Annotated in this window: 25 protein-coding genes and 1 pseudogene; 15 read left to right on the top strand and 11 right to left on the bottom strand. The window is 62.9% G+C overall.

What is annotated here, in order from left to right:
• Positions 1-103 precede the first annotated feature (103 nt).
• From NYQ88_RS19440 to NYQ88_RS19415, 6 genes are all read left to right on the top strand, one after another.
• The gene (locus NYQ88_RS19440; protein ID WP_275652715.1) at positions 104-1651 is read left to right on the top strand and encodes a sugar ABC transporter ATP-binding protein; all 1548 of its coding nucleotides are present in this window, start codon (positions 104-106) and stop codon (positions 1649-1651) included.
• 314 nt (positions 1652-1965) lie between these two features.
• Complete coding sequence (locus NYQ88_RS19435) at positions 1966-2964, top strand: ABC transporter permease (RefSeq protein ID WP_275652714.1); 999 nt, start codon at positions 1966-1968, stop codon at positions 2962-2964.
• Between the two features lie 92 nt (positions 2965-3056).
• A complete protein-coding gene (locus tag NYQ88_RS19430; RefSeq protein ID WP_275652713.1) occupies positions 3057-4004 on the top strand; it encodes an ABC transporter substrate-binding protein in 948 nt (315 codons plus the stop codon).
• A 161-nt stretch (positions 4005-4165) separates the two neighbouring features.
• On the top strand, positions 4166-4897 hold the full coding sequence (locus tag NYQ88_RS19425; RefSeq protein WP_275652712.1) for an SDR family oxidoreductase: 732 nt from the start codon (positions 4166-4168) through the stop codon (positions 4895-4897).
• Positions 4898-5057: 160 nt separating this feature from the next.
• Positions 5058-6341, top strand: a complete 1284-nt coding sequence (locus NYQ88_RS19420; RefSeq protein ID WP_275652711.1) for an L-fuconate dehydratase — start codon at positions 5058-5060, stop codon at positions 6339-6341.
• A 108-nt stretch (positions 6342-6449) separates the two neighbouring features.
• Positions 6450-7493, top strand: a complete 1044-nt coding sequence (locus tag NYQ88_RS19415) for an HD domain-containing phosphohydrolase (RefSeq protein WP_275652710.1) — start codon at positions 6450-6452, stop codon at positions 7491-7493.
• Here the strand turns inward: NYQ88_RS19415 and blaOXA are convergent.
• Positions 7490-8308 carry a class D beta-lactamase gene (gene blaOXA, locus NYQ88_RS19410; RefSeq protein WP_275652709.1) on the bottom strand — a complete coding sequence of 273 codons (819 nt, stop codon included), beginning with the start codon at positions 8306-8308 and terminating at the stop codon, positions 7490-7492. The two genes, NYQ88_RS19415 and blaOXA, sit on opposite strands and share 4 nt — an antisense overlap.
• 128 nt (positions 8309-8436) lie before the next feature.
• On the opposite strand from blaOXA, the gene NYQ88_RS19405 reads away from it, so the two are divergent.
• Positions 8437-8862, top strand: a complete 426-nt coding sequence (locus tag NYQ88_RS19405) for an organic hydroperoxide resistance protein (protein ID WP_275652708.1) — start codon at positions 8437-8439, stop codon at positions 8860-8862.
• 111 nt (positions 8863-8973) lie between these two features.
• Here NYQ88_RS19405 and NYQ88_RS19400 read toward each other — a convergent pair.
• From NYQ88_RS19400 to pcaD, 6 genes and pseudogenes are all read right to left on the bottom strand, one after another.
• Positions 8974-9315 (bottom strand): annotated as a pseudogene (locus NYQ88_RS19400) (lytic transglycosylase domain-containing protein); the annotation flags it as partial.
• Between the two features lie 365 nt (positions 9316-9680).
• Positions 9681-10712, bottom strand: a complete 1032-nt coding sequence (locus tag NYQ88_RS19395) for a 3-carboxy-cis,cis-muconate cycloisomerase (protein ID WP_275652707.1) — start codon at positions 10710-10712, stop codon at positions 9681-9683.
• Between the two features lie 215 nt (positions 10713-10927).
• A complete protein-coding gene (gene pcaG, locus NYQ88_RS19390) occupies positions 10928-11545 on the bottom strand; it encodes a protocatechuate 3,4-dioxygenase subunit alpha (RefSeq protein WP_275652706.1) in 618 nt (205 codons plus the stop codon).
• Positions 11545-12291, bottom strand: a complete 747-nt coding sequence (gene pcaH, locus NYQ88_RS19385) for a protocatechuate 3,4-dioxygenase subunit beta (protein WP_275652705.1) — start codon at positions 12289-12291, stop codon at positions 11545-11547. The genes pcaG and pcaH overlap by 1 nt, the downstream gene beginning before the upstream one ends.
• The gene (gene pcaC / locus NYQ88_RS19380) at positions 12288-12677 is read right to left on the bottom strand and encodes a 4-carboxymuconolactone decarboxylase (protein ID WP_275652704.1); all 390 of its coding nucleotides are present in this window, start codon (positions 12675-12677) and stop codon (positions 12288-12290) included. Before pcaC ends, pcaH begins: the two co-directional genes overlap by 4 nt.
• Positions 12670-13464: a 3-oxoadipate enol-lactonase gene (gene pcaD / locus NYQ88_RS19375; protein WP_275652703.1), complete on the bottom strand. Its 795-nt coding sequence runs from the start codon at positions 13462-13464 to the stop codon at positions 12670-12672. The genes pcaC and pcaD overlap by 8 nt, the downstream gene beginning before the upstream one ends.
• A gap of 156 nt (positions 13465-13620) precedes the next feature.
• On the opposite strand from pcaD, the gene pcaQ reads away from it, so the two are divergent.
• Both pcaQ and NYQ88_RS19365 read left to right on the top strand, forming a co-directional pair.
• Positions 13621-14535 carry a pca operon transcription factor PcaQ gene (gene pcaQ, locus NYQ88_RS19370; RefSeq protein ID WP_275654958.1) on the top strand — a complete coding sequence of 305 codons (915 nt, stop codon included), beginning with the start codon at positions 13621-13623 and terminating at the stop codon, positions 14533-14535.
• Positions 14536-14641: 106 nt separating this feature from the next.
• Entirely contained in the window at positions 14642-16096 is a 1455-nt protein-coding gene (locus tag NYQ88_RS19365; RefSeq protein WP_275652702.1) for an aldehyde dehydrogenase, read from the top strand.
• A gap of 113 nt (positions 16097-16209) precedes the next feature.
• Here the strand turns inward: NYQ88_RS19365 and NYQ88_RS19360 are convergent, their stop codons facing one another.
• Positions 16210-17064 (bottom strand): helix-turn-helix domain-containing protein, encoded by an 855-nt coding sequence (locus NYQ88_RS19360; RefSeq protein ID WP_275652701.1) that lies wholly within the window; start codon positions 17062-17064, stop codon positions 16210-16212.
• A gap of 71 nt (positions 17065-17135) precedes the next feature.
• On the opposite strand from NYQ88_RS19360, the gene pobA reads away from it, so the two are divergent.
• Positions 17136-18293 carry a 4-hydroxybenzoate 3-monooxygenase gene (gene pobA / locus NYQ88_RS19355; RefSeq protein ID WP_275652700.1) on the top strand — a complete coding sequence of 386 codons (1158 nt, stop codon included), beginning with the start codon at positions 17136-17138 and terminating at the stop codon, positions 18291-18293.
• Between the two features lie 128 nt (positions 18294-18421).
• Here pobA and NYQ88_RS19350 read toward each other — a convergent pair whose 3' ends face one another.
• Both NYQ88_RS19350 and NYQ88_RS19345 read right to left on the bottom strand, forming a co-directional pair.
• The gene (locus NYQ88_RS19350) at positions 18422-20308 is read right to left on the bottom strand and encodes a sugar phosphate isomerase/epimerase and 4-hydroxyphenylpyruvate domain-containing protein (RefSeq protein WP_275652699.1); all 1887 of its coding nucleotides are present in this window, start codon (positions 20306-20308) and stop codon (positions 18422-18424) included.
• 172 nt (positions 20309-20480) lie between these two features.
• Positions 20481-21167 (bottom strand): TetR/AcrR family transcriptional regulator, encoded by a 687-nt coding sequence (locus tag NYQ88_RS19345; RefSeq protein ID WP_275652698.1) that lies wholly within the window; start codon positions 21165-21167, stop codon positions 20481-20483.
• A 189-nt stretch (positions 21168-21356) separates the two neighbouring features.
• On the opposite strand from NYQ88_RS19345, the gene NYQ88_RS19340 reads away from it, so the two are divergent.
• Positions 21357-22229 (top strand): shikimate dehydrogenase, encoded by an 873-nt coding sequence (locus tag NYQ88_RS19340; RefSeq protein WP_275654957.1) that lies wholly within the window; start codon positions 21357-21359, stop codon positions 22227-22229.
• On the opposite strand, the gene NYQ88_RS19335 is transcribed toward NYQ88_RS19340, so the two are convergent.
• Complete coding sequence (locus NYQ88_RS19335; protein WP_275654956.1) at positions 22230-22913, bottom strand: FCD domain-containing protein; 684 nt, start codon at positions 22911-22913, stop codon at positions 22230-22232.
• 250 nt (positions 22914-23163) lie between these two features.
• On the opposite strand from NYQ88_RS19335, the gene dctP reads away from it, so the two are divergent.
• The 4 genes from dctP to NYQ88_RS19315 all read left to right on the top strand — a co-directional run bounded on the left by dctP (position 23164) and on the right by NYQ88_RS19315 (position 26469).
• On the top strand, positions 23164-24144 hold the full coding sequence (gene dctP, locus NYQ88_RS19330; RefSeq protein WP_275652697.1) for a TRAP transporter substrate-binding protein DctP: 981 nt from the start codon (positions 23164-23166) through the stop codon (positions 24142-24144).
• 62 nt (positions 24145-24206) lie between these two features.
• On the top strand, positions 24207-24725 hold the full coding sequence (locus tag NYQ88_RS19325) for a TRAP transporter small permease subunit (protein WP_275652696.1): 519 nt from the start codon (positions 24207-24209) through the stop codon (positions 24723-24725).
• Positions 24722-26029 (top strand): TRAP transporter large permease, encoded by a 1308-nt coding sequence (locus tag NYQ88_RS19320; protein WP_275652695.1) that lies wholly within the window; start codon positions 24722-24724, stop codon positions 26027-26029. Before NYQ88_RS19325 ends, NYQ88_RS19320 begins: the two co-directional genes overlap by 4 nt.
• Positions 26026-26469 (top strand): type II 3-dehydroquinate dehydratase, encoded by a 444-nt coding sequence (locus NYQ88_RS19315; protein WP_275652694.1) that lies wholly within the window; start codon positions 26026-26028, stop codon positions 26467-26469. The genes NYQ88_RS19320 and NYQ88_RS19315 overlap by 4 nt, the downstream gene beginning before the upstream one ends.
• Positions 26470-26839 lie beyond the last annotated feature (370 nt).

Raw genomic sequence — 26839 nt, 5'->3', positions numbered from 1 at the left:
GTCCACTGGTCTGACCACTTGACAGCTTGGCAGACTTGGACTTAGCTCATGCCGCTTGCCGAGCACTGCCATCAGAGCGGTCCGGCCAGTGGGAGGACGTCACATGGTTTCCAGCCTGCCGGATGGTGCCGCGCGCGCCACCCCGCTTGTCGACATGACCGATATCGACAAGACCTTCCCCGGGGTCCGTGCCCTCTCCCGTGCCCGCTTCGATCTCGTGGCGGGTGAGGTTCATGCCCTGATGGGCGAGAACGGCGCCGGCAAATCGACGCTGATGAAAGTGCTCTCGGGCGTCTACGAGCGCGATGCCGGCTCGATCCTGCTGGATGGCCGGCCCGTGGAAATCACCTCGCCGCGCGAGGCCCAGCAATTGGGCATCGGCATCATCCATCAGGAACTGGCCCTGATGCGCGACCTCACCGCCGCGCAGAACATTTTCGTCGGCCGCGAACCGCGCCGCTTCGGCCTCCTCGACGAGCGCCAGCTCAATGCTGATGCCGCGGCGATCTTCCGATCGATGAACCTCAATCTCGAGCCCACGGTAAAGGTGGAAACTCTCACCATTGCCAAGCAGCAGATGGTCGAGATCGCCAAAGCGCTCTCCCATAAAAGCCGCGTCCTCATCATGGATGAGCCAACGGCGGCCCTCAACGACGCCGAGATCGCCGAGCTCTTCGCCATCATCAACCGCCTCAAGGCCGAGGGCGTCGGCATCGTCTACATCTCCCATAAGATGGACGAGATCAAACGCATCTCCGACCGCGTCACAATCATGCGCGACGGCGAATATGTCGGCACCGTGCCGGCCGCCGAAACGCCCATCGAAACCATCATTTCGATGATGGTGGGCCGCACGCTCAGCCACGAAACCCTCTCCATCCCCAACACCGCCGACGCGCCTGTCGCGCTCGAAGTGCGCCATCTCAATCGCGGCCGCGAAATCCGCGATGTCAGCTTTTCGGTGCGCAAGGGCGAGATCTTCGGCTTTGCCGGGTTGATGGGGGCAGGGCGCACCGAAGTCGCGCGCGCCATTTTTGGGGCCGACCGGCGCGAGAGCGGCGAGATCTGGGTTCATGGCAAGCGCGTCGGCATTTCTTCGCCGCGGGACGCGGTGGCCTTCGGCATTGGCTATCTCTCCGAGGACCGCAAGCATTTCGGCCTCGCCACCGGCCTTGATGTCCGCAACAACATCGCCCTCCCCAGCCTGGAACGTTTCACCGGCCCTGCCGGCGTGCTCAACGAGACCGGCATGCGCGATGCGGCCCAGAAATATATCCGCCAGCTTTCCATCAAGACCCCGTCCGACACGCAGGAAGCGCGCCTCCTCTCTGGCGGCAACCAGCAAAAAGTCGTCATCGCCAAATGGCTCCTGCGCGACTGCGATATCCTGATCTTCGATGAGCCCACCCGCGGCATCGATGTTGGCGCCAAGTCCGAGATCTATAAACTCCTCAATGCCCTCGCCGCCGAGGGCAAGGCGATCATCGTCATCTCCTCCGAACTGCCCGAGATCCTGCGCCTCTCTCACCGCATCGCGGTGATGTGCGAAGGCCGCCTCACCGGCATCCTGCCCGGCGGCGCCAGCCAGGAAGAAATCATGCACCTCGCCACCCTCCGCGACCCCGCCATGCAGGTGCGCCATGCGGGGTGAGAACGGCGGACACCTAATACCCCTCACCCGTCTCGCGCTGCGCGCGATCCACCCTCTCCCTCAAGGGGAGAGGGGAAGAGCCGGGCATGGGAAGGCACGATGCCCCCTTCTCCCCTCGAGGGAGAAGGTGCCCGAAGGGCGGATGAGGGGGGCCTCAAGCACGAACGGCTCCAAACAACCGCCCCACCCTCAACCCCTCCCCATCAAGGGGAGGGAGGCGCCAGCACAGACGCCGATGTTCATCGTCTCCCTCCCCCTTGTGGGGAGGGATCAAGGGTGGGGTATCTTTCCTGCCAAGTTCAGGGGATCAATCCATGACCGACACCACCGCCCCCGCCGCTGAAAAATCCGGCCCCCGCATTTCCGGTGCCTTTCACCGGCTGCTGGCCTTTTCCGGGCTGATCGCGCTGATCGTGGTCTTCTCCCTGGCCTCGCCCAATTTCATGCAGACCCAGAACGTTCTGGCGATCCTGCAGGCCACCTCCGTCAATGGCGTCCTCGCCATTGCCGCAACCCTTGTCATCATCACCGGCGGCATCGACCTTTCGGTCGGCACGCTGATGACCTTCTGTGCCGTGATCACCGGCGTCCTCCTGACCTATCTGGGCCTGCCCCTGCCGGTCGGCGTGGTCGGGGCCATCCTCGCCGGCGCCTTCTGCGGCACAATTTCGGGCGTCATCGTCGCAAAGCTCAAGGTCCCGCCCTTCATCGCCACTCTGGGCATGATGCTGATCCTCAAGGGCCTGTCGCTGGTCATCTCCGGCACGCGCCCGATCTATTTCAATGACACGCCCGGCTTCACCCAGATCGCCCAGGGCTCCATCGTCGGCACCCTCATTCCGGCTCTGCCCATTCCCAATGGCGTGGTCATCCTCTTCGCCGTCGCGCTGCTCGCCGCCTTCGTGCTCTCCAAGACCGCGCTGGGCCGCTACACCTTCGCCCTAGGCTCGAACGAGGAGGCGGTGCGCCTCTCCGGCGTCAATATCGATCGCTGGAAGATCGCAGTCTATTCCACCGCCGGGGCCATCTGTGGCGTCGCTGGCCTCCTCATCGCCTCGCGCCTCAATTCGGCCCAGCCGGCGCTCGGCCAGGGCTATGAGCTCGACGCCATTGCCGCGGTGGTCATCGGCGGCACCTCGCTCTCGGGCGGGCGCGGCACCGTGCTTGGCACGCTGATCGGCGCGCTCATCATCTCCGTGCTGGCCAATGGTCTGCGCATCCTTTCCGTCGCCCAGGAATGGCAGACCGTTGTTACCGGCACGATCATCATCCTGGCCGTCTATGCCGATATCTTGCGGCGCCGCGCCCTTTAGCGCCTCAAGAAAAATCCATCCGCGCATTCCGCGCCAACAAGAGGCAGACAAAAATGCCCGCGAAAATCACCGCAGCATTTGGGAGGAAAACCATGCTCAACCGTCGTACCCTGCTCGGCGCACTCAGTGCCGTGGCCATGTTGGCCGCCACTTCTGGAGCCGTGCACGCCCAGGACAAATATGACATTGCCCTCATCTCGAAGGGTTTTCAGCACCAGTTCTGGCAGGCCGTGAAGGCCGGTGCCGACAAGGCCGCTGCCGAGTTCAACGCCAATGTGACCTTCGAAGGCCCCGATACCGAGACCCAGGTCGACCGTCAGATGGACATGCTGGCCGCGGCCCTCTCGCGCCAGCCCGACGCCATCGGCTTTGCCGCGCTCGACAGCCAGGCCGCAACCCCGCTGCTGCAACAGGCCCAGAGCTCCGATATCCCGATCATCGCCTTCGATAGTGGCGTTGACAGCGACATCCCGCTGACCACGGTCACCACTGATAACGTCGCGGCGGCCGCGCTTGCCGCCGACAAGATGGCCGAGCTGATCGGCGGCGAAGGCAAGGTCGCCGTGGTCGCCCACGACCAGACCAGCCGCACCGGCATCGACCGCGTCGATGGCTTCGTCAATCGCATCAAGGAAGTCTATCCCAATATCGAAGTGGTCACCGTCCAGTATGGTGGTGGCGACCAGCTGCAGTCGACCGAAATCACCAAGTCGATCCTGCTCGCCAATCCCGATCTCAAGGGCATTTTCGGCGCCAATGAAGGCTCGGCCATCGGTGTCGCCAATGGCAAGACCGAACTGGGCTCGGAAATCGTCGTCATCGGCTTCGATAGCGGTGCCGCCCAGAAGGGCATGATCACCTCCGGCGTCATGGCCGGCGCCATCACCCAGAACCCGGTCGGCATCGGCTACGAAACCGTCAAGGCTGCCATCGGCGCGCTCAACGGCGAAGACCTGCCTAAGATCATCGACTCCGGCTTTGCCTGGTTCGATGCGACCAATATGGACGCCCCCGAAATCGCAGCCGTGCTCTACGACTGAGGCTTGCGGTGTGGCACGATTGAGCCACACCCACTGCACTGTACCTCCCCCCGCGCAGGGGGAGGTGGGAGGGGGTGACATGAGCCATGATCTCGAACCCTCTCCCGACTGCCATCCCGACGCGGGCATGGCATGGAGATCAAAAATACCGAAAGACCAAAATGTCTGACCTTGCCGGAAAAATCGTTGTTATCACCGCAGCTGCCCAGGGTATCGGGCAGGCTTCGGCCCTCGCCTTCGCCCGTGCCGGCGCGCAGGTCATTGCCACCGACATCAATGCGGCCAAGCTCGCCGAGCTCGATGGTACGCCCGGCATCACCACGTGCGTCCTCAACGTGCTCTCCAATGATGACGTCACCGCCGCAATCGCCGAGATCGGCCACATCGATGTGCTCTTCAATTGCGCCGGCGTCGTGCACAGCGGCGCCATTCTCGAAATGAGCGATGCCGATCTCGACTTCGCGCTCGATCTCAACGTCCGGGCGCAAATCCGCACCATTCGTGCCGTGCTGCCGCAGATGATCGAGCGCCGCGATGGCGCCATCATCAACATGGCGACGGTCGCTTCCTCGGTGAAGGGCGTACCAAACCGCGCCGCCTATTCCATCTCCAAGGCCGCCGTCATCGGGCTGACCAAATCCGTCGCCGCCGATTACGTCGCCCACAATATCCGCATTAACGCCATCGCCCCGGGCACGGTGGAAAGTCCGAGCCTGCATGAGCGCTGGCACGCCACCGGCGATTTCGAGGCGGCGAAAAAATCCTTCATCGCCCGCCAGCCCATCGGCCGCATCGCCCAGCCCGAGGAGGTCGCCGACCTCGCCGTCTATCTCGCCGGCGCCACCTACACCACCGGCCAGGTCCACATCATCGACGGCGGCTGGACGGGCTGAGGCCTTCTGCCGGGCTAAGGCCCCTCAGCCTATCCCTCTCCTCCAAGGGGAGAGGGGACGATGGAGCCGACACGTCAGTCGCGCGCGATGCCCCACCTCTCCCTTGGGGGAGAGGTCGCCGCAAAGCGGCGGGTGAGGGGGCCTTTGGGAGAGTTGGAAAATGACCAGGATCACATCGCTCAAAACCCACGACCTCCGCTTCCCCACCTCGGCCTCGCTCGACGGGTCCGATGCGATGAACCCGGACCCGGACTATTCCGCTGCCTATGTCGTCCTCGGTACGGATGGTGACCTCGAAGGCCATGGCCTCACCTTCACCATTGGCCGCGGCAATGAAGTCGTCTGCGCCGCGATCAACGCCCTTACCGATCGGGTGAAAAACCTCGATCTCGACTGGATCGAGGAAAATCCCGGCCGCTTCTGGCGCCACATCACCGGCGACAGCCAGCTGCGCTGGATCGGCCCCGACAAGGGCGCCATGCATCTGGCCACCGGCGCGGTGGTCAATGCCGTCTGGGATCTCCTCGCCAAGCGGGCCGGTAAACCGGTGTGGCTCTATGTCAGCGAAATGAGCCCCGAACAGCTCGTGTCCATTATCGATTTCCGCTACCTCACCGACGCCATCACGCCCGAGGAAGCCCTCGCCATTTTCCGCGCTGCCGAACCGGGCAAGGCCGAACGCATCGCCACTCTGCGCGCCGAGGGCTATGCCTGCTACACCACCTCCGCCGGCTGGCTCGGCTATCCCAATGAAAAACTGATCCGCCTTGCCAATGAGGCGGTGGCCGCCGGTTTCACCCATATCAAGATGAAGGTCGGCCGCGATCTCGAGGACGATATCCGCCGCCTCGACATCGTCCGCTCCATCATGGGGCCGGATCGCTATCTGATGATCGACGCCAACCAGGTCTGGGAAGTCGACCAAGCCATCACCTGGGTCAAGGCGCTCCAGAAGTTTGAACCGTTCTTCATCGAAGAACCGACCAGCCCCGACGACGTTGAGGGCCACCGCAAAATCCGGCAGGCTATTGCCCCGGTAAAGGTCGCCACCGGCGAAATGTGCCAGAACCGCATTCTCTTCAAGCAGTTCATCACCCGCGACGCCATCGACATCGTCCAGATCGACGCCTGCCGCATCGGCGGTCTCAATGAGGTGCTCTCCGTCCTGCTCATGGCCGCCAAGTACAACAAGCCCGTCTGGCCCCACGCCGGCGGCGTCGGCCTCTGCGAATATGTCCAGCATCTCTCGATGATCGACTACATCGCCGTCTCCGGCACCAAGACCGGCCGGGTGATCGAATATGTCGATCACCTGCACGAGCATTTCCTTGATCCCTGCATTATCAGGAACGCCGCCTACATGCCGCCCGAGCGCCCCGGCTTCTCCATCGAAATGAAGCCGGATTCCTTCGCGGCCAATAAATTTTCTGAGGATCGACAGTAGGAAAGGCGAATTGACCGGTTCCGAGACAAGATCGGCCTTCCTGTTAAGCTCCGACTAAGAGCTTCCCCCATAGGGTCTCGGCGGAGAGTTCTGCCGGGGGGCCGGGACGTGCGTTTATTGATTGTCGACGATTCCAGATCGAGTCTGGCCATGCTTGGCGCGATCATCCGTCAGTCCGTCTCGGACAATGTCGAACTCTGCCTCAATCCGCGCGAAGCGCTCGCCCGCGCCGAGGCCGAACAATTCGATCTCGTCCTCGTCGATCACATCATGCCCGACATGGATGGCATGGAGTTTACCGCCGCCCTGCGCCAGCGCCTCACCTATCGCAGCGTGCCCATCATCATGGTCACCTCCGATATCGACAAGCAGGTGCGCATCGAGGCCATCCAGTCCGGCGCCAATGATTTTCTGACAAAACCCTTCGATCCCATCGAGCTGCAGGCGCGGGTCACCAATCTGCTCGCCCTGCGCGGCGCCCAGCTGGAGCTGGCCAGCCACGCCGAACGTCTCGCCCGCGAGGTCGAGGCGGCTACAGCCCATCTGCATGAGCGCGAGGAAGAGATCATCTGGCGCCTCGCCCGGGCCATTGAATATCGCGACGGCGATATCGGCGAGCATGTCTCGCGCGTCGCCCGCATCAGCCAGATCATAGCCGAAGGCGTCGGGCTCGATGCCCAGCGGTGCCGCACCATTTATCTGGCCGCCCCGCTCCACGACATCGGCAAGATCGGCATTGCCGATGCCATTCTCTCCAAGCCCGGCAAGCTCACGCCCGAGGAACTGGCCATCATGCGCGAGCATGTCGCCATTGGCGCCCGCATCCTTGAAAACGGAGATAGCGATCTCATCCGCACCGCCGAGCTGATCGCCCAGAGCCATCACGAAAAATGGGACGGCACCGGCTATCCCGACCGCCTCTCCGGCAGTGATATTCCGATCGAGGCACGCATCGTCGCTCTGGCCGATGTCTTTGACGCCCTCTGCTCCGAGCGCCCCTATAAAAAGGCCTGGCCGCTCGCCAAGGCCTATGCCGAGATCCTTCACTGCTCCGGCACGCATTTCGATCCCGTCTGCGTCAACGCCTTCCGCGCCCGCTGGGCTGAAATTGCAGCCCTGATGGCGCCGGCAGAGCTCGCCGCCAGCGCTTAAAGCCCTGCCGCGCGCAGCAATTCTGGCCACTGTTTGACCAGGCTATCGCGCGCCCGCAGCCCGCCGGATATGGAATTGCGCGCCTCATCCTGCGCCAGCCGCGCAAACACCAGCGTGCGACCGCCCTTTTCGGCCCAGCCCACAAACCAGCCCCAGCCGCGCGTGCGATCAAAATTGCCGTCCGCCCGCCGCGGATAAGCCGATCCGGTCTTGCCCGAAATCTCCCAGCCATCCACCGTGCCCGCCACCTCGACCAGTGCCATCGCGCCATCCCGCGACTGCCGCGACACCGGAAGGCTGCCGGTCACCAGCGCTGCGATGAAACCGGCCTGCTCGAGCGGCGAAATCTTGAGCGAGGACGAAATCCAGGATCGTTCCAGCCCGTTGTTCTTTCCGGGGTCCCCGGAAAAATCGGCATTGCCATAGCCAAAGGCGCGGCCATAGGCGGTCAGTTTTTCGAGCCCCATCGTCCGCGCCAGGACCTGGGAATACCAGACGGTGGAATTCTTCATCCAGAGGGCAGGGGTCGTGTCCTGCTGCCACGCCTCACCGCCCCAATCGGCATAGCCCTCCTTGAACGGCAGCTTCGGCGTGGTCGGTGAGGTGATGATCCCATCTTCAAAACCCATCAACGCCAGGGGCAGCTTGAAGGTCGAGGCCGGGGTCACCGGGGACTGGCAGTCCCCCTCCTCAACGAGGATTGCGCGCGAACTGGCATCGGCAATGAGCGTGCAGATATCCCGCGCCGTTGCCGGCGCGCTCGGCCCCAGCCCTACCACCAGGCCCATGAGCAGCCAGATCCACTTCGTCCTCATTAAAAACCGCCCTTTCGATCATTGCCGCATCGTGGTCTTCTCTCTGTCCGACAGAGCTGGCGGCTTTGTGACGGAACCGGCCTGATAGACTGCGTGGTTACCCAATCATAAACCCAAGGAGAAGCCTGATGACCAAGATCATGTACACGGCGCGCGCCACCTCGACTGGCGGTCGCTCCGGCCACGGCGCTACCGATGATGGCGTGCTCGATGTCACCCTGACTACGCCCAAGGAAATGGGTGGTGATGGCGCGCGCGGCACCAATCCCGAACAGCTCTTTGCCGTCGGCTACTCCGCCTGCTTCCTCGGCGCCATGAAGGCTGCCGCCCGCAAGAGCGGCGACAAGATCCCCGACGACGCAAAAGTCACCGCCGAGGTCAGTTTCCGCGACAGGCCGGATGGCGAAGGGTTCTGGATCCAGGCCGCGCTCAAGGTCGACGTGCCGGGGCTGGATCGGGAAAAGGTTGAGGACATCGTCCAGCGCGCCCACATCATCTGCCCCTACAGCGAAGTCAGCCGCAACGGGTTTGAGGTGAGCCTCGACGTCGTCTGACGATGGGACGATCAATCGGCTATCGCCTTCTCCCCTTGAGGGAGAAGGTGCCCGAAGGGCACACCGAATTCGCGCAGCGAATTGCGGTCGAGATGAGGGGGATCTTCCGCCCTAGCGCAACCCGCTCTTCTGCAGGAGCCCCAGGCGCTTGGCGTCATAATAATAGCCGCGCGCATAAAACTGCACCGAGCGGTCATGGTTGCCGCCGGCCGTGATATAGGCCCCGGCCAGATAGCGCACCGCATAGCGCAGATTGGTCTCGGCATCGAGAAGGCCTGCGGCCTCACCGGAATAGCCCATGCCGCGCGCGGTGGCGTGGCTGATCTGCATCAGCCCGTAATAAGGCCCGTTGCGTGCTGCCGGATTGTAATTGCTCTCGCGCACGATCACCCGGCGCACGAGGCTCTCGGGCACATTATAGACGCTGGAATAGTGGGAAATCAGCCCGTCGAGCGAGCCGCGTTCGCTCTGCGCAAAGCCGAGCAGGGTTTCGGGATTGGCGCGCGGCACAGCATTGGCCTTGGGCACATGGCCTTCAGGCGTCGCTGCCGCAGCGAGGGTTTCGATGGCACTCGTCGCCGGGATCGCCGCCTGCTTGTTGCCGGGCAGGGGCTTCAGCGCCGCCATGGAACAACCAGAGATCACGACGGCCATGGCCATGGTTGCCGCTAGGCCTGTCACTCGTGCCCGCATGCGCAAATTCCTTGTCGACGGCAGTAATCTCGGGCGGATACGCCCCAATCTGGGCCCCTTGATGGCGAAATGGGGGTGAAGGTCAAGGAAAACGATCCCTGTCGGCCCCCATGCGGCCCTGTGACTCAGCCGATGCGCAGCTGGCCGAGCACCGCCTGCCCGAGCCTCAGGCTTGCCCCGCAGCTGATCAGCATCGGCGGCAGCGTCAGCCATTCGAGCGTCCAGGCCGCACCGGAGCGCTCATATTCATGCACCTGTGCCTGCCCCAGAATACCCGACAATCCGGCGTTGTACCGCGCCAATGCCACCAGCACTTCGGCGTACACCGGGTTGGATTTATGCGCCATCGCCGACGAACCGCCACCGCCCGCGAGCTTGACTGCCGCCACTTCATTCTGCGCCAGAAGCGCAATATCGGCGCCGATCTTGCCGAGGCTCCCGCTGATCTGTGCGAGCACGCTGCCCAGCGCCACGATCGGATCGCGCTGCGTCTGCCAGGGCGTCGCGATCCCCAGGCCCAGTCGCTGCGCCATGCCGGCCCGAATGGCTTCGGCATGGCCCTCAAAGCTGCCGCCGTCGCCCACCGGCCCACCCAATTGCACGACAAGCAGGCTCCGCCGCAGCGCCGCCAGTGCGCGCAGATGCCGGCCCAGCGGTTCGCTCCAGCTGGCAATCTTGGCGGCCCAAGTCGTCGGCAGCGCCACCTGCATGCGCGTATGCGCCATCAGCGCCGTCTCGCCATGCGCTTTTGCCAGCGCCTCCAACTGGTCGAGAAGTCCGCTCAGTCGCTTTTCGTAAACACTGAATACATCGGCCAGCTGCACCATCAGCGCCGTATCGATCGCATCCTGACTGGTTGCCCCGCGATGCAGCGCCGCGCCATCCGGCTCGGCGATTGTGCCCCGCAACTGCTTGACCAGCGCCGGCACCACCACGCCATCCCGCGCCATGCCGACCTGGAGCACCGCCCAATCCGGCTCAAAGCCATCAATCGCCGCGCCAATGGCGGCCGCAGCATCCGCGCCGATAAAGCCGCAATCCGCACTCGCCTCGGCCAGCGCCCGCTCAAACGCCAGCATCGCCGCCACCTGCCGCGCATCGCTTAGCAGCGCCTCGATTTCATCATCGCCACAAAGGGCCGACAGCAATGTGGTCATGAGCAGTTTGGTGTCCCGTAAGAGAGAGTGTCTATGCGCGCTCGCTTGTCATCCAAGCCTCGCAATCGTGCTGCTGGCAACCCCCACCCAACCTCCCCTGCAGAAGGGGGAGGGGTGCTTCGGTGGCTCGCAGACAGATCAGCAGACTCGATCGGTCCCTCCCCCTATCAGGGGGAGGCTAGGAGGGGGTATCGAGAGCCCCAAATCCCAACAAATCAAAAATCGAAAAACACCGTCTCCTTCTCCCCCTGGAGATGGACATCCAGCACATACTTCGGCACGCCCCCCTCTTCACGCCTTGCGATCAGCGTTGTGCGGCGGCGCTTGTCCATGATCTTGCCGAGCACAAAGTCGGTCTCATTTGCCTCGGCTTCGTCTTCAAAATAGAGCCGTGTCATCAGCCCGATATTGATCCCGCGCGCCACGATCCAGAGGCTGACATGGGGCGCCTGCAGCTTGCCGTCCGGTCCTTCCACACGGCCGGGTTTGATCGTCTCGAACGTCAAGACGCCCTCGCCATTGGCCGGCTGGCGCCCCCAGCCGGTAAAGGCCGGCGCCGCGTTGGAGTTGCGCGTGGTCGGGGCGGCAAACCGCCCATCGCCATCGGCCTGCCAGATTTCGACAACCGCGTCCGCCACCGGCGCGCCGCTGCCATCGATGACGCGGCAGACGATGTCGATGCGCTCGCCCTTGGTGTCGGGCGTCAGCATGGTCTTGCCGGGATCGTCATAGACGCCGCCCAGCTCGGCAAAGTTCGGCGTCATGCCGATATGCACATAGGGCCCGGCAGTCTGCGACGGCGTTTCCTTGAGGATCGGGGTCGGGTGCAACATCAGTTCCCTTCCATCTTGTTCTCGAACATGGTCGAGCGGCGGCCGCGCAGCACGATATCAAAGCGATAGGCCAGCGCATCCATGGGCGTTGTATTGTGCCGGTCGAGCCTTGCGATCAGCTGCTCGATCCCGGCCTTGTCCGGCACGGTGCTCACAATCGGGCACTGCCAGATCATCGGGTCACCCTCGAAATACATCTGGGTAATCAGCCGCTGCGCAAAGGCGTGGCCAAAGACCGAGAAGTGGATATGGGCCGGCCGCCAGTCATTGCCGCCATTGGGCCAGGGATAGGCCCCCGGCTTGACGGTGCGGAACGAATAAAACCCGTTCGCGTCGGTCAGCGCCCGCCCGAACCCGCCGAAATTGGGGTCGAGTGCGGCCAGATACCCTTCCTTCTTGTGGCGGTAGCGCCCACCGGCATTGGCCTGCCAGAATTCCACCAGCATATTGGGCACCGGCCGGGCATTCTCGTCCAGCACCTGACCATAGACGATCATCCGCTGGCCGATAGCCTCGGTGCCGTCCTGGCTGAAATTGCGGATGAGATCATTGTCCAGCGGCCCGAGCTTTTCATGCCCGAAGGTCGGTCCCGTCAGCTCCGACTTGGTCGGCCCGAGCGAGAGCAGGCTATGGCGCGGTGCGCGAAACGTCGTGCTCTTATATCCGGGCGTATTGGCTGGCGGATGCCAGGCCATGTCGCGCTGGTAGAGCGCCCCGTCTTCTCCGGGCAGGATAATGCCACTCATTGCGCGCCCTCCTTGCGCTTTGCCAGTTCTTCCTTGGCGATGCGGAAGGCGCGATTGGCCGCCGGCACGCCGGCATAAACGGCCACATGCAGCAGCGCTTCCTTGATATCATCCGGGCTCGCCCCGGTATTCTCGGTCGCCCGCACATGCATGGCGACTTCCTCGTCATGTCCAGCCGCCGCCAGCAGCGCTAGCGTGATCAGCGAGCGCTCGCGCTTGGTCAGTCCCGGCCGCGACCACACCGAGCCCCAAGCCCCTTCGGTGATAAAACTCTGGAAGTCGATGTCGAACGGCGTTGCCCGCGCGCTCGCCCGGTCCACATGGGCGTCGCCCAGCACCGAGCGGCGCGTTTGCATGCCCTGCTCGAACCGCGTTTTGTCAGCCATGACCGGCCTCCTTGAAAAAATCGGCCATCAGCGTTGCCAGCTCCGCCGGCCGCTCGATGGAAGGAATGTGGCCTACCCCCGGCAGGCTTACGAAACGCGCCCCGGGGATTGCCTCGGCCGTGCTGCGCACGAGATCGGGCGGCGTTGCCAAATCATCTTCCCCCGCCACCACCAGGGTCGGCACCGAAATGTTTCCGATCTCGCTCCGCAGATCGGCATCGCGCAGCGTCGCGCAGGTGGCCGCATAGCCCTTGGCGTCGGCCCGCAGGAACATGTTGCGCCACCCGGCCAGCGCCACGCGCTCATTTTCGCGGAAACCGGGGCTGAACCAGCGCTCCATGATCCCTTCGGCAATTGCCCCGAGCCCTTCGGTCAGAACTTTTTCCAGTCGCGCATTCCAGAATGCGGCGTCGCCGACTTTCGGCGCCGTGTCACAGAGCACCAGAGCTTTGAGCCGGCCCGGATATTTCAGCGCAAATCCCTGCGCGATCAGCCCGCCGACCGAAACCCCGCCCAGCGCCAACTCGTCCACACCGAGATGGTGGAGCAGCCCCGATAAATCATCCACATGCTGATCGAGGCTATACTCGCCCGCCGGCGCGTCGCTCAGCCCGTGTCCGCGCTTGTCATAGGAAATGACGCGATAAGTCTCGGCCAGCCGCGCGATCACACCGTCCCAGATGCGTCCATCCGTGCCCAGCGAATTGGCCAGCGCCACCACAGGCGCACCTGCTGGTCCACTGACCCGGTAATGCAGCACCACGCCGCCAATATCTGCAAAAAGCATGTTCTACCCCTCGTCAGGCCGATTAAAGCCCGTCCGCCGGCCGAGGTAAAATGATAAACGCTCGCCAGATGATAACCCACAGGTTATTCTCAATGTGAAATTATGCCTCTTCGAGGCTGGTTGAATAACCGGAAGTCGCAAGAAGTGACCGAGCGCCTGATCGATCCGCGCATCAAACTGCGCCATCTCGCCTGCTTTATCGAAGTCGCCCGCCAGCGCAGCGTTGTCCGCGCCGCCGCGGCGCTCAACATCAGCCAGCCCGCCGCTACCAAGACGGTGCAGGACCTGGAGGACATTCTGGGCGCCCCGCTCTTTGATCGGGCGCGCCGTAAACTCCAGCTCACCGCCTTTGGCGAAATCTTTTATCGCTATGCCTCGACGGCCATCGCCGCGCTGCGTCAGGGCATGGATGCCGCCCGCACCGGGGGCGAAACCGCGCTTGTCCGCGTCGGCGCTCTCCCCACTGTCTCGGCCCGCATCCTCCCCGAAGCGGTCCAGACCTTCACCGCCGACTATTCAGGCGTCCACACCCGCATCGTCACCGGCCCCAATGATTATCTCCTCACGCGCCTCCGCACCGGGGACGTCGATCTCGTCATTGGCCGCATGGCCGAGCCCGAAGCCATGCTGGGCCTCTCCTTCGAGCATCTTTATTCCGAGCGCGTGGTCATGGCGGTGCGCCCCGGCCATCCCCTGCTGGATCAGCCCGATTTCACCCTCCGCAGCATTGCCCCCTTTCAGGTGCTGATGCCCACGCCTGGCTCGGTCATCCGCCCCTCGGTCGAGCGCCTGTTGCGCGCCAATGGGCTCACGAGCCTGCGCGATGAGGTCGAAACCATCTCCAATGCCTTTGGCCGCTCCTATGTCCGCGCCACTGAGGCGGTATGGATTATTTCCGAGGGTGTGGTCGCCCGCGACGTTGCCGATGGGCAATTGGCGCTGCTGCCAGTCGACACCAGCGAAACTCTTGGGCCCGTTGGTTTTACCACCCGCGCCGACACGCCGCCGGGCCTTGCCGCCATCAGCCTGATGCAGATCGTCCGCGATATTGCCGCGCGCTTGCGGGCCTGATCACGCTCTCGGCACTGCTCTTGCCTTTACGGTTTTTTGTGTCTCCCTTACCGGCCGATCGCGCCGTCCCCCGGCGCGAGAACGCCATGCAAACGGAGGTTACCGCATGACAAGTCTCGGCCTGCTGATCGACAATCAGGACGTTCAGGCGACGGGAGGAGCCAGCTTCGAGCGGCGCAATCCGCTGGATGGAAAGGTTGCGACCACGGCGGCCGCCGCCAGCGTTGAGGATGGCATCCGCGCTGCCGATGCCGCCGCCGCTGCCTTTGTCGAGTGGAGCCGCACCAGCCCCGGCGCCCGCCGCAAGATCCTCCTTGCCGCGGCCGAAAAGCTCGAAGCCAAGGGCCCCGAGATCATCGCCGCCATGGCCGCCGAAACCGGCGCTACGGCAGGTTGGGCGGGTTTTAATGTCATGCTCTCGGCCGACATGCTGCGCGAAGCCGCCGGCCTCACCACCCAGATCACCGGCGAGATCATTCCCTCCAATCGCCCCGGCTCGACCGCCTATGGCGTGCGCCAGGCCGCCGGCGTCGTGCTCTCTATCGCCCCCTGGAACGCTCCGGTGATCCTGGGCATCCGCGCCATTGCGACGCCGCTCGCATGCGGCAACACCGTCATTTTCAAGTCGAGCGAAATCTGCCCGCGCACCCATCGCCACATCGCCGATGCCCTGGTCGAGGCGGGCCTGCCCAAGGGCGTGCTCAATGTCCTCTCCAATGCGCCGGCCGATGCTCCCCAGCTGGTCGAGGCACTGATCGCCCATCCGGGCGTGCGCCGCATCAATTTCACCGGGTCCACCAAGGTCGGCCGACACATCGCCGAACTTTCGGCGCGCCATCTCAAACCCGCTTTGCTCGAACTGGGCGGCAAGGCGCCCTTCGTCGTCCTCGATGATGCCGATATCGATGAGGCCGTCGCGGCCGCCGCCTTCGGCGCCTATATGAATCAGGGCCAGATCTGCATGTCGACCGAGCGCATCGTCGTCGATGCCGCCATCGCCGACGACTTCGTCTCAGCCCTCGCCGCCAAGGCCAAAACCCTCAAGGCCGGCGACCCACGCGACAACAACACTCCGCTGGGCTGCCTCGTTGATGCTTCGGCCGCCCAGCGCATCGATGGCCTCATCAAGGACGCGGTCGCAAAGGGCGCAAAGATCGTCGCCGGCGGCGGCATTGACGGCGCCATCATGGAAGCCACGGTGGTCGATCACGTCACTGCCGAGATGAAAATCTACCACGAGGAAACCTTCGGCCCCATCGTCGCGGTCACCCGCGTCACTGGCATCGATGAAGCCATCCGTGTCGCCAACGACACCGAATATGGCCTCGCCGCCGCCGTCTTCGGCCGTGATGTCACCCGCGCCATGGCCGTCGCCGGTCGCATCCAGAGCGGAATCTGCCACGTCAATGGCCCCACCGTCCACGACGAGGCCCAGATGCCCTTCGGCGGCGTCAAGGCCTCCGGCTACGGCCGCTTCGGCGGCAAAGCCGGCATCGCCGAATTCACCGACCTCCGCTGGATCACCGTCCAGGGCGCCGAACACATCCACTATCCGTTCTGATAGGCCACAAAACTACCGGCTCCTGCCTCCCTCCCCCTATGTGGGGAGGGTAGCAGAGCTAGGCCCTCCGGGCCGTAGCGGCGCTAGGGTGGGGGGCGCTCAGTCCCAAGACCTCACCCCTTCCGCTCCAGCGCCGATCTCCGGATCTCCCCCGGCGGCGCGCCCAGCACGCGCGTCAGCACCCGCGAAAAATAGGCAGGGTCCTCATAGCCCAGCTCCGCCCCGATCTGCTTGATCGAGAGCGATGAAAAGGCCAGCATCCGCCGCGCCTCGAGCGCCAGGCGCCGCTCGACCACTTCCAGCGCCGAGGCGCCCAGAACCTCCCGGCAGACCCGGTTGAGATGGGTCTGGCTGATCCCCAAAACTTCGGCATAGTCCGCGATCCGCCGCGTTTCCCGAAATCTCTGGTCCACCAGGGCCCGAAACGCCTTGGTATGGATCAGCGCCCGCTGCGCCGGTCCGCCAGCCGGCACAACTTCCTGGCTCGCCCGGTTGAGCGCCACAACCAGCAGCGTCAAAAGGGCCCGCATCGCCGCCTCATGGTCGCTGCCCGGCCGGTCGGCCTCGGCGATCAGCCGGTCAATCGCATCCCCGATGAAAAGGCTTGGCCCCAGCAACACCTGCGGCGCCGGCAGATCCGGTCCTAGCGTGATGAGGTCCCGCTCCATCAGCGTCACCACCACCCCTTCCACATCATCGCTGAAGACAAATCCGTGCACGCTGAGCGCCGGCAGGATCACCACCCCTTGATGGCGAACGTCGTGCCGCGTCCCGTCGATCTCCACCCGCGCCCATCCGCCCGTCAGATGCAGGACCTGAAAAAACTGCTCATGCCGGTGCGGCGCGATGCGATAGCCATGCAGGCGACTGCGCGACTGGATGGTTTCCCAGTGCAACCAGTCCTGGCTGACGTCCTGCTCGCCATAAAGTGCGTAGACCGGAATGTGGTTCATGTTCGGATAGTGCAAGACAATGCACCCCCTGTCCATTCACCAATCCCCGGCAACAGGCATGATAATGCTAACAATGGGGTAGCAGGTTGCGCACGGAAGTTATCATTATCGGAGCAGGTCCCGCAGGCCTGATGCTGGGGCGCCTGCTCGAGCTGGCCGGCGTTGATGCCATCATTCTCGAGCGCAAAAGCCCGGATTATGTGCTGGGCCGCATTCGTGCTGGCGTCCTCGAACAGGGCTCGATGGACCTCATGGACCGCGCCGGTGTCGGCGCGCGCATGCATGCAGAGGGCCTCATCCATCACGGCGTCGAACTGAGCTTCGATGGCGACCGTCAACGCCTTGATTTCACCGATCTGATTGGTCGCCACGTCATGGTCTATGGCCAGACCGAAGTCACCCGCGATCTCATGGCGGCCCGAAAGGCGCAGACAATCTACGACGCCGAAAATGTCGAACTGCATGATTTCGACACCAATCCTCACGTCACCTACACCAAGGATGGCGTCACCCATCGCATCGATTGCCGGTTTATCGCCGGCTGCGACGGCTTTCATGGCGTCAGCCGCCAGAGCGTGCCCCAGTCCGCCCTCACCACCTTCGAACGCGTCTATCCCTTTGGTTGGCTTGGCATTCTGGTCGATAAGCCGCCCGTCGCCGATGAGCTGATCTATGCCCATCACGCCCGCGGTTTTGCCCTTTGCTCACAGCGCTCGCCCACGCGCAGCCGCTATTACGTGCAGGTTCCGACCGACGAGAAGGTTGAGGCCTGGTCCGATGACCGGTTCTGGGACGAACTGCGCGCCCGCCTCAATCCCGAGACGGCAGAGGCCCTGCAAACCGGCTCCTCCATTGAAAAATCCATCGCCCCTCTGCGCAGTTTCGTCGCCGAACCCCTGCGCTTTGGCTGCCTGTTCCTTGCCGGCGACGCCGCCCATATCGTGCCGCCCACCGGCGCCAAGGGGCTAAATCTCGCCATGAGCGACGTGGCCGTCCTCGCAGACGCGCTGATCGAGGCGGTTTCGGAAAAGTCCGAAGCTGGCATCAACGCCTATTCGGCCAAGGTTCTCGACCGCATCTGGAAGGCCGAACGCTTCTCCTGGTGGATGACCAGCCTCCTCCATACCTTCCCAGATGCCGGGGCCTTCGGCCGCCGCATCCAGCGGGCTGATTTCGATTACCTCGCGAGTTCCCGCATCGCCCAGCAGAGCCTGGCGGAAAACTACACCGGCCTGCCCAGCTGATCTCTCCCCCCAGCCGCGCCATGGCGTAAAATGGCGCGGTTTCGGGTTCCAAACCTGCCCGTCAGCCGCCCGCGCCGTCGCATAAGGGGGGTAGGGGGAATAACTGGGTTTGGATCGTCCAGTCCGTCCTAGCGCCGCGGCACGCTCGCCGGACGGATCGCCCGCTTCTGCGCTGCGATCCGGAACGGCGCATTGATCGCGCCATAGCCCTCATAGCCTCCCCGCCGCTCGACAACTTCAAAGAAGAACCCGTCGGCAAAGCTGGGCAGGTAGAACTGGAAATATTCCCCCGCCCCGTCGCGGTCATAAAGGAGATTGTGGCGCTTGAGAGTCGCGATCAGCTCTGGATCGATATCGATCCGGGCCGCCAGATCATCATAATAGTTCGGTGAAATCGCTAGTAGTTTCAGCCCATTAGCCTCCATGGCCTTGGCCGTTTCGACAATGTCGCGCGAGGCAAAGGCAATGTGCTGGACGCTCGAACCAAAGGTCTCGGCAATGAAATGACCCGCCAGCGTGCGGTGGCTTTCCGCCCCATTGAGCGTCAGCCGCAGCGTCCCCTCGGCATTGGCAATCACCTGGCTGCGCACCAGTCCGGCCGGATCGATGACATCGACCATCGGGCCTTTATCGACCACAAAGATCGACCGATAGAACAGGATCCAGGTCAGCATCTCGTCGTAATTCATCGTCTGGGCGATGTGATCAATGCGGATAAGTCCGGCGTCCGCTTCCGTATCGGCCGTCTCCGCGAACTCGATATCCCAAACCCGCGCCAGATCGGTCCCCTGATCGAGGAAATAGATCAGCCCGCCCCCCACACCGCGAATGGCCGGTATGGCGAGTTCGCCTTCACCCACATGTTGGGAAAAGGGCTTTGCATCCAGCGCCTTGGCCCGGCTCAGCGTCGCCTCCGCATCCCCTACCTCCAGCCCAATCGCATAGGCCGCGGTGCCATGGGCGAGATAGGCGGCATGGGCCAGCCCCTCGCGATCGGTATTGACCACGAGATTGATCCCGCCCTGGCTGAAGCGCTCGACGCTCTTGCTCCTGTGCTGCCCCGTCTTGGCGAAGCCCAGCTGTCCCAGAAGCTTGGTCAGCGGCTCGGCATCGCGCCCACCCGTCGCGAACTCAACGAAGGACACGCCGTGGACATCAACCCGCGGGGGCAGGGCGCTTCCACCGGAAAAGAGCGCCGGCTCCGCCGCCCGCATCTGATCCATCAGATAGATCAGCGACCTATGGCCATCGGCGGCGATGGTGCCGGGCGCACCGGAGCGGAACTGATCGTTGAAAATCTCAAGCGACAGCGGCCCATCATAGCCCGTCGCCGCCACGGCCCGGGCAAAGTCCACCACCGGCAGATCCCCCTCGCCGGGCATATTGCGGAAATGACGGCTCCAATAGAGCAGATCCATATCAAAGGCCGGGGCATCGGCCACCTGCACGATGAAAATCTTGTCGCCCGGAATGGACCGTATCGTATCGGACGGGATGCGTCGCGACAGACTATGAAAGCTGTCGAGGATCAGCCCGATATTGGGGTGGTCGGCCCGCCGCACCACTTCCCAGGCATCGCGGTGGTCAAACACATGCCGGCCCCAGGCCAGCGCCTCATAACCGACCTTGAGCCCACGCTTTTTCGCCCGCTCACCCAATTCATGGAAATCGGCAGCAGCCCGATCGATCCCGCCCAGCGCCGCCGGCGAGACGCTCGAGCACACGAGCATCAGTGGCGCACCCATGGCCTCCATCAGGTCGAACTTGCGCTCGGCACGATCAAATGCTTTCGCCCGCAGCGGCTCGGGAAGCCCCTCGAAATCTCGGAAGGGTTGGAAGAGGGTGATCTCGAGCCCCAGATCGCGCGCCATTGCACCTACTTCGGAAGCTGACAGGTGATAGGCCAGAAAATCGTTCTCAAAGATTTCCACGCCATCAAAGCCTGCAGCTACAATGGCCTCGAGCTTTTCGCGGAGGTCACCGCTGATCGACACAGTTGCAATGGATGTCTTCACGCCCGTCACCCCTCAGTAAACGAACTAGTTCGTACATTGTTAGGGTGAATAGTCCAACCGGTCAATCGGGCCAACGCAAGCGTGACGATGCGGGGCCCGATCCGGAAGGCTCGGCCAGTACAGATATAAAGGAATTATGCCGTCATAAAGTCTCGCCGAAGCGGCAGAAAAATCAGAGCCCAGCCAGCTTTTCCGGCCGCACCATATAGCGTAGCACCATGTCGATCGTGTTCTGCTTGAGCCGGGACTGCATCTCATCAGCGCCGAAATCGCGCGCGAACAATTGCGAGAACGTCGCCCGGTTCGAGACATTGAAAAAGCACAAGGCGCTGATCTGCCAGTGAATTTCCAGCGGATCGAGATCGGGCCGGAACAATCCCTCCGCCAGTCCGCGCTCATAAAGGCTGCGGATATGGGCGATGGCGGTGACATTGAGGTCGCGGATCACGCCGGATTTTTCCAGATATTGCCCGTGATGAATGTTTTCGATCATCACCATGCGGATGAAGTCTTCATGCTGGTGATGGTGCTCAAAGGTGAACTCCACGAGCTTCTTGAGGCCATCAATCGGGCTGAGCCCGGCAATATCGAGCTTGGCCTCACCCTCGCGCACCTGCGCATAGGCGTTTTCCAGCGCGCTGAGATAGAGACCTTCCTTGTCGCCGAAATAATAATAGATCATGCGCTTGGAGGCGCGCGTCTTGGCGGCAATCTCGTCTATCCGCGCTCCGGAAAGCCCGTTCAGCGCGAATTCCTGGGAGGCGATCTCGATGATATTCTGCCGCGTGCCCTCGGGATCCTGCTGGCGCGTCGTTGCCTTTCGGCCGGTAGCCGGCAGTGAGGATCCAGGAGATGACATGAAGGCGCCTTTCTCGTCCGCACCCGCAATTGACTAAACTAACCAGTTCGTACATCGTCGGGCAAATCGCTTCGCCTGTTGTATCGGGCTGGCGCTGCACAAGACAAGGGCAGAGGGGCAACGCCTCCTCGCCAGGGAGCATGGCCATTGGCTGATCAAGTCGAGCGAGTGCGTCGCGCCTTTGCCGCGATCGCCCCAGGCCCCGCGTCACCGTCCTCCGGTCCATCCGTCCGCATCGGCCTTCTCGGCCGCGGCATCGGCTCGTCCCTGACCCCGATCATGCACGAAACCGAAGGCCGACGCCTCGGGCTTAACTATCAATATGATCTCATAGATTTCGATCGCCTGGGCCTGGACGATAAGGATCTCGACACCGTCCTGGCCACGGCCCAGTCGCTGGGCTATGCCGGCGTCAATGTCACCTATCCCTTCAAGCAGGCCGTGCTCGACTATCTCGATGGCCTCTCGCCCGAGGCCGCAGCCATTGGCGCCGTCAATACGGTGGTCTTCCGTGACGGCGTCCGTCTTGGTCACAACACCGATTGCTGGGGCTTTGCCGAAAGCTTTCGCCGTGGCCTGCAGGGCGCTACGCTCGACCGGGTGCTCCAGATCGGGGCCGGCGGGGCAGGGGTAGCGGTAGCGCGAGCCCTCGTTCAGCTGGGCGTTGGCGAACTCACCATTGTCGACGCCGATCAGGCCAAAGCCTCAAGCCTTGCCGAGCAACTCGCCGAAGAGGGCCTTGCCGCAACCCCTCTTCTCCCAGACGCACTCCCCCAGACCCTTGCTCGGGTCGATGGTGTGGTCAACGCGACGCCTGTGGGCATGGAAAAATACCCCGGCACCCCGTTCGATCCGGCGCTGCTCACAGCCCATCAATGGGTGGTCGACATCATCTATTTCCCGCGTCGGACCCAATTGCTCGATCGGGCCGCTGAACTGGGCTGTCCGACCCTGTCCGGGGGCGGCATGGCGATCTTTCAGGCGGTCCGCGCCTTCCAGCTGTTTTCCGGGCGTGAGCCCGACCCCTCAGAAATGGGCAGGACCTTCGCCGCCCACGCCTGATCAGGCCGCGCGCTTGAGCACGCCGGTCGAGAGCACATGCTCGACACCCTTGCCGACATGGCCGGCCAGCATGTCGACCGCGCCGGAGGCATCGCGCGCCAACGCGAGCTCGAACAATGCCTGGTGGTCACCCACCACGCCCGCGCCACGGAAACTCGACGCCAGCATGTGATAGCGCAGGAAGCGATCGAAGATCGTAGCATGCAGCGACAACAGCGCGGCCGACCCGCAGGCCGAGATCAGCGCATTGTGGAACGAAAAGTCGTAGCGGACCCAATCGACAATATTGCGCGCTTCGCCGGCCAGGAGCCGCTTTTCGATCGCTGCCAGCTTGTGATGGGCGGCCACGACACGGCCCTCCCATTCTAGATCGCCCCGCTCCAGCGACAGGGCCAGCGCGTGGCCTTCGAGCAAAAGCCGCAATTCGGCAATTTCCCGCAGATCCGCCTCATGGGCCGGGGCAACGGCAAAGCCCTTCTGCCCTTCGGCAATGACCAGGCTCTCGCTCGCCAGCCGATTGAGGATTTCCCGTAGCGTGCTGATGCCGACGCCATATTGGGTCTTGAGCGGTTCGAGGCGCAGCTTTTGCCCGGGCGGCAAAGCGCAGGCGATGATGTCGCCCCGCAGCCGCAGATAGGTGCTTTCCGCAAGGGTCTGCTCAAGAACGAGGTCCGGGTCCGCCATCATAAACTATCGGTTGAAACAGAAATCATCAGAGATATAATAAATCGACGGACGAAAAGATAGATGTCGGCGTCCGTCTCGCATTGACTTGAACGAACTGTTTCGTACAAAGTGATCTCGGCCAGTACGGAGGAGCGTGTGGCCGATGGACCGGAGCGTGCCAAAAGGGTGCCGCCGGACATTAAGCTTCAGCGTTTTCCCGCTTCAAGAGGCGAAGCCTCAAGGGAAGAACGTCCAAGGGAGGACAATTATGACTCTTTCGCTTTCGCGCCGTGCCCTCATGGTCGGCGGCATCCTGCTGGCAGCCGCTTTCCCGGCCATGGCACAGGACAAGCCGGTTCTGCGGTTCTCGGCAGTGTTTTCCGAAGCCGATATCCGCGCCGAGATGATGAACCTCTTGTCGGCGCAGGTTGCCGACGATGTCACCATCGAGACCTATCTCGGCGGCAATCTGTTCAAGCAGGGTACTGAGCTCGTGGCCCTGCAGCGCGGCAACCTCGAAATGGGCAATATCGCCCCGCAGGACATTTCCAATCAGATCCCCGCCTGGTCGGTGCTGACCTCGGCCTATCTCTTCCGCGACGCAGCCCACCTCCGCACCTTCTTTGACAGCGACGTCGGCGCTGAGTTCAAGCAGATGGCCGAAGACCAGCTGGGTATCCGCATTCTGGGCCCCACCTATTTCGGCGCCCGCCATGTCGGCTTGATTAGCGACAAGGAAATCAAGACGCCCGCCGATATGGCCGGGATCAAGCTGCGCATGCCCGGTGGCGATGCCTGGCAGTTCCTCGGCACTTCGATCGGCGCCAATCCGACGCCAATGGCCTATGCCGAGGTCTATACGGGCCTGCAGACCGGTGCCATCGACGGACAGGACAATCCGCTCCCGAACGTCGAGAACATGAAGTTCTATGAAGTGATGAAGCAGGTCGTCCTGACCTCCCATCTCGTCGGCTTCGATCTGCTCGTCATCAGCAAGACCGCCTGGGATGCCATGACGCCCGAGCAGCAGGCAGAGTTCGATGCCGCCGCAAAGGTCGCCATCGACTTCAGCCAGGAAGAGCATCTGGCCCGCGAGGCCGAGCTGGTCGAGCGCTTCAAGAGCGCCGGTCTCAACATCTATGAGCCTGATCTCGAAGCTTTCCGCACCTTTGCCCAGCAGAAATATCTCGAATCCGACTTGGCCAAGGACTGGCCCGAAGGCGTCGTTGATCGCATCAACGCGCTCTGATTGACCGGCAGGGCGGGGCTGTTGCTCCGCCCTTTCGTCTGCTCTCCTGCCGGAGGATTTCCATGATTTCTCAGCTGCGCCCCGTCGGCGCCTGGCTCCATGCGCGAGCCGAAAACCTGCTCGCGGCCATGCTCGCGACCATGTTTGTCGTCTTCATCATCCAGATCGTCTTCCGCTACCTGCTCAACCTGCCGATCGGCTGGACCCATGAGATCAGCGTGGTGATGTGGCTGTGGATGGTGCTGTTCGGCACCGCATTTGTCGTGCGCGACAGCGAGGAAATCCGTTTCGACATTCTCTACGGCTCTGCGGGTCCGCGCCTGCGCCGGGGCATGGTGCTGTTCACCAGCCTGACCCTGGTCGTGCTTTTCGCGCTCTCCCTGCCGGCGGTCATCGACTACATCCTGTTCATGAAGGTCGAGCGCACCGCCTATCTCAAGATCCGCTTCGACTATCTCTATTCCATCTACGGCATCTTTGCCGTCGCCGTGATTGTCCGCCAGCTCACCCTTGCCTGGAAGGCTGCCTGGGGCAAGGACGCGGAAGGCTTTGACCCGACGAAGGCGAGTTCAGGCGTATGACCATTTCCCTGGCCTTTGGCCTCGCCCTCGGGCTGATCACCATTCTGGCGTTTCTCGGCCTGCCCATGGGCCTCTCCATGCTCGGCGGCTCGATCCTTTATCTCTTCATCCGCGGGCAGGATCCCGGCATCGTCGCCGAGCAGTTCCTCAACGGCATGTATTCCAACTACATCATGCTCGCCGTGCCGCTCTTCATTCTCGCTGCCGAGATCATGAATTCGGGCACCATGTCCGAGCGTCTGCTCAAATGGTGCGATGCCCTGGTCGGCCGCTTCCGCGGCGGTCTTGCCCAGGTCAATGTGCTGCAGTCGATCGTTTTTGCCGGCATGTCCGGTTCGGCCGTCGCCGATGCCGCCGGCTCGGGCAAGATGATGCAGTTCATGATGACCAAGGACGGCAAATACACCCCGTCCTACGCGGCAGCGCTGACGGCCGCGACCGCGGTCATCGGGCCGATCATCCCGCCCTCCATCCCCATGGTGCTCTATGCCTTGGTGGCTGACACCTCCATCGGCTACCTCTTCCTCGCTGGCGTCGTGCCGGGGCTGCTGATGTCTGGCGTGATGATGGTGCAGATCGCAGTGACCGCCCGCATCCGGAATTTCCCCGTCGAGCCGCCTGTGCCGCTGCGCAAGCTGCCGCGCATGACCTGGGAAGCGCTGCCCGTCCTCTTCATGCCCATCGTTCTGATGTACGGCATCTATGGCGGGGTCACGACACCCACCGAAGCCGCCGCTGTCGCCGCCGCCTATGCGCTCATTGTCTCGATCGTCATCTACCGTGCCGTCAAGCCGGCTGAACTCTACCGTTCGGTCCTCGTCAGCGCCAAGACGACCGCGTCCATCGGCATGCTGATCGCCGGCGCACTGGTCTTCAACTATGTCGTGACCATCGAGAACATTCCCCGCACCATCAGCGCCATCCTGCTCTCCTGGGAGCTCAATGCGGTGATGTTCCTCATCATCGTCAACATCATCCTGCTGATCCTGGGGTGCGTGCTGGAAGGAACCACCATCCTTCTCGTCATCGTGCCGGTGCTGATCCCGACGGCCCAGGCGCTCGGCATCGACCCCGTTCATTTCGGCATTGTTGCCGTTGTTAACATCATGCTCGGGCTGATCACTCCGCCCTATGGCCTCTTGCTCTTCATCATGACCCGGATATCCGGATCGCCCATGCGCGCGCTCATCGGCGATGTCATGCCCTTCCTCTGGGCGATGATCGGCGCTCTCATCCTTTTCACCTTCGTGCCCGATATCGTCCTCTGGCTGCCGCGCATGTTTGGCTACGGAGCCACGCTATGAAACCTCTCTATGTTCTCAATGGTCCCAACCTTAATCGGCTGGGCAAGCGCGAACCCCATATCTATGGCACCACCACGCTCGCCGAGGTGGAGGCCATCTGTCGGCGGCAGGCGGGCGATCGCCCGCTGGTCTTTCGTCAGACCAATAGCGAGGAGGCGCTGATCGACCTCGTCCACGAGGCGATCGACGAGGCGGCCGGCATCCTCATCAACCCGGCGGCCTTCACCTTCACCTCGCTGGCGCTGCTCGACGCCCTCAAAATGTTCGAGGGGCCGGTGGTCGAGTTCCACATCTCGAACATCCATAAGCGCGAGCCGATCTATCACCGCTCCTATGTCTCGATGCGCGCCGATGCCGTCCTCGCTGGCCTCGGATCGCAAGGCTACGCCATGGGCATAACGGCGCTCATCGAGCTCATTGAAAAACGCCAACAGGTGTGAACGCCCGAAAACCCTGCATACGCTGGTGACTCAGCCAGGATATGCACATTCGTTCAGCGGCTTGGCTGCAAAAAAGTCGTTTCTGTCATGGAGGGGGTTTACGTCGGGAAGGGCCTCGCCTATAACCCGGTCATCGCTGCAGAGCGAGACGCCAGCCGGCGCCGGACACTGCGGTAAGCGCCTGATAGAAAAGACAAATTCTTCTTTTATCAGCTGCTTCGAAATTCGGATTGGTGGTTTTCAAGCTGCTGAAAAGAAAATCGAGAAGCCGGTTGACAGTGGTTTTGATAAGCACTAGATACGGCGACGTTGACGACGCGAGCGAGTTGATTGCTCCCACTGTTCAGCGGCTTCCGACAGAAAAGGCTGA

This window comes from Devosia sp. SD17-2 (assembly GCF_029201565.1).
GTDB lineage: Bacteria > Pseudomonadota > Alphaproteobacteria > Rhizobiales > Devosiaceae > Devosia.
This window is presented reverse-complemented; position numbering and strand designations above follow the sequence as displayed.

Excerpts from the sequence above, each read along its gene's own strand:
- pcaH (WP_275652705.1), bottom strand. The coding sequence starts at position 12,291 with ATGAGTGGCATTATCCTGCCCGGAGAAGACGGGGCGCTCTACCAGCGC.
- NYQ88_RS19335 (WP_275654956.1), bottom strand. The coding sequence starts at position 22,913 with ATGGCGGACCCGGACCTCGTTCTTGAGCAGACCCTTGCGGAAAGCACC.
- pcaD (WP_275652703.1), bottom strand. The coding sequence starts at position 13,464 with ATGCTTTTTGCAGATATTGGCGGCGTGGTGCTGCATTACCGGGTCAGT.
- dctP (WP_275652697.1), top strand. The coding sequence starts at position 23,164 with ATGACTCTTTCGCTTTCGCGCCGTGCCCTCATGGTCGGCGGCATCCTG.
- NYQ88_RS19435 (WP_275652714.1), top strand. The coding sequence starts at position 1,966 with ATGACCGACACCACCGCCCCCGCCGCTGAAAAATCCGGCCCCCGCATT.
- NYQ88_RS19345 (WP_275652698.1), bottom strand. The coding sequence starts at position 21,167 with ATGTCATCTCCTGGATCCTCACTGCCGGCTACCGGCCGAAAGGCAACG.
- NYQ88_RS19440 (WP_275652715.1), top strand. The coding sequence starts at position 104 with ATGGTTTCCAGCCTGCCGGATGGTGCCGCGCGCGCCACCCCGCTTGTC.
- NYQ88_RS19430 (WP_275652713.1), top strand. The coding sequence starts at position 3,057 with ATGCTCAACCGTCGTACCCTGCTCGGCGCACTCAGTGCCGTGGCCATG.
- NYQ88_RS19395 (WP_275652707.1), bottom strand. The coding sequence starts at position 10,712 with ATGACCACATTGCTGTCGGCCCTTTGTGGCGATGATGAAATCGAGGCG.
- NYQ88_RS19425 (WP_275652712.1), top strand. The coding sequence starts at position 4,166 with ATGTCTGACCTTGCCGGAAAAATCGTTGTTATCACCGCAGCTGCCCAG.
- NYQ88_RS19325 (WP_275652696.1), top strand. The coding sequence starts at position 24,207 with ATGATTTCTCAGCTGCGCCCCGTCGGCGCCTGGCTCCATGCGCGAGCC.
- NYQ88_RS19320 (WP_275652695.1), top strand. The coding sequence starts at position 24,722 with ATGACCATTTCCCTGGCCTTTGGCCTCGCCCTCGGGCTGATCACCATT.
- blaOXA (WP_275652709.1), bottom strand. The coding sequence starts at position 8,308 with ATGAGGACGAAGTGGATCTGGCTGCTCATGGGCCTGGTGGTAGGGCTG.
- NYQ88_RS19405 (WP_275652708.1), top strand. The coding sequence starts at position 8,437 with ATGACCAAGATCATGTACACGGCGCGCGCCACCTCGACTGGCGGTCGC.
- pcaC (WP_275652704.1), bottom strand. The coding sequence starts at position 12,677 with ATGGCTGACAAAACGCGGTTCGAGCAGGGCATGCAAACGCGCCGCTCG.
- NYQ88_RS19420 (WP_275652711.1), top strand. The coding sequence starts at position 5,058 with ATGACCAGGATCACATCGCTCAAAACCCACGACCTCCGCTTCCCCACC.
- NYQ88_RS19365 (WP_275652702.1), top strand. The coding sequence starts at position 14,642 with ATGACAAGTCTCGGCCTGCTGATCGACAATCAGGACGTTCAGGCGACG.
- NYQ88_RS19315 (WP_275652694.1), top strand. The coding sequence starts at position 26,026 with ATGAAACCTCTCTATGTTCTCAATGGTCCCAACCTTAATCGGCTGGGC.
- pcaG (WP_275652706.1), bottom strand. The coding sequence starts at position 11,545 with ATGTTGCACCCGACCCCGATCCTCAAGGAAACGCCGTCGCAGACTGCC.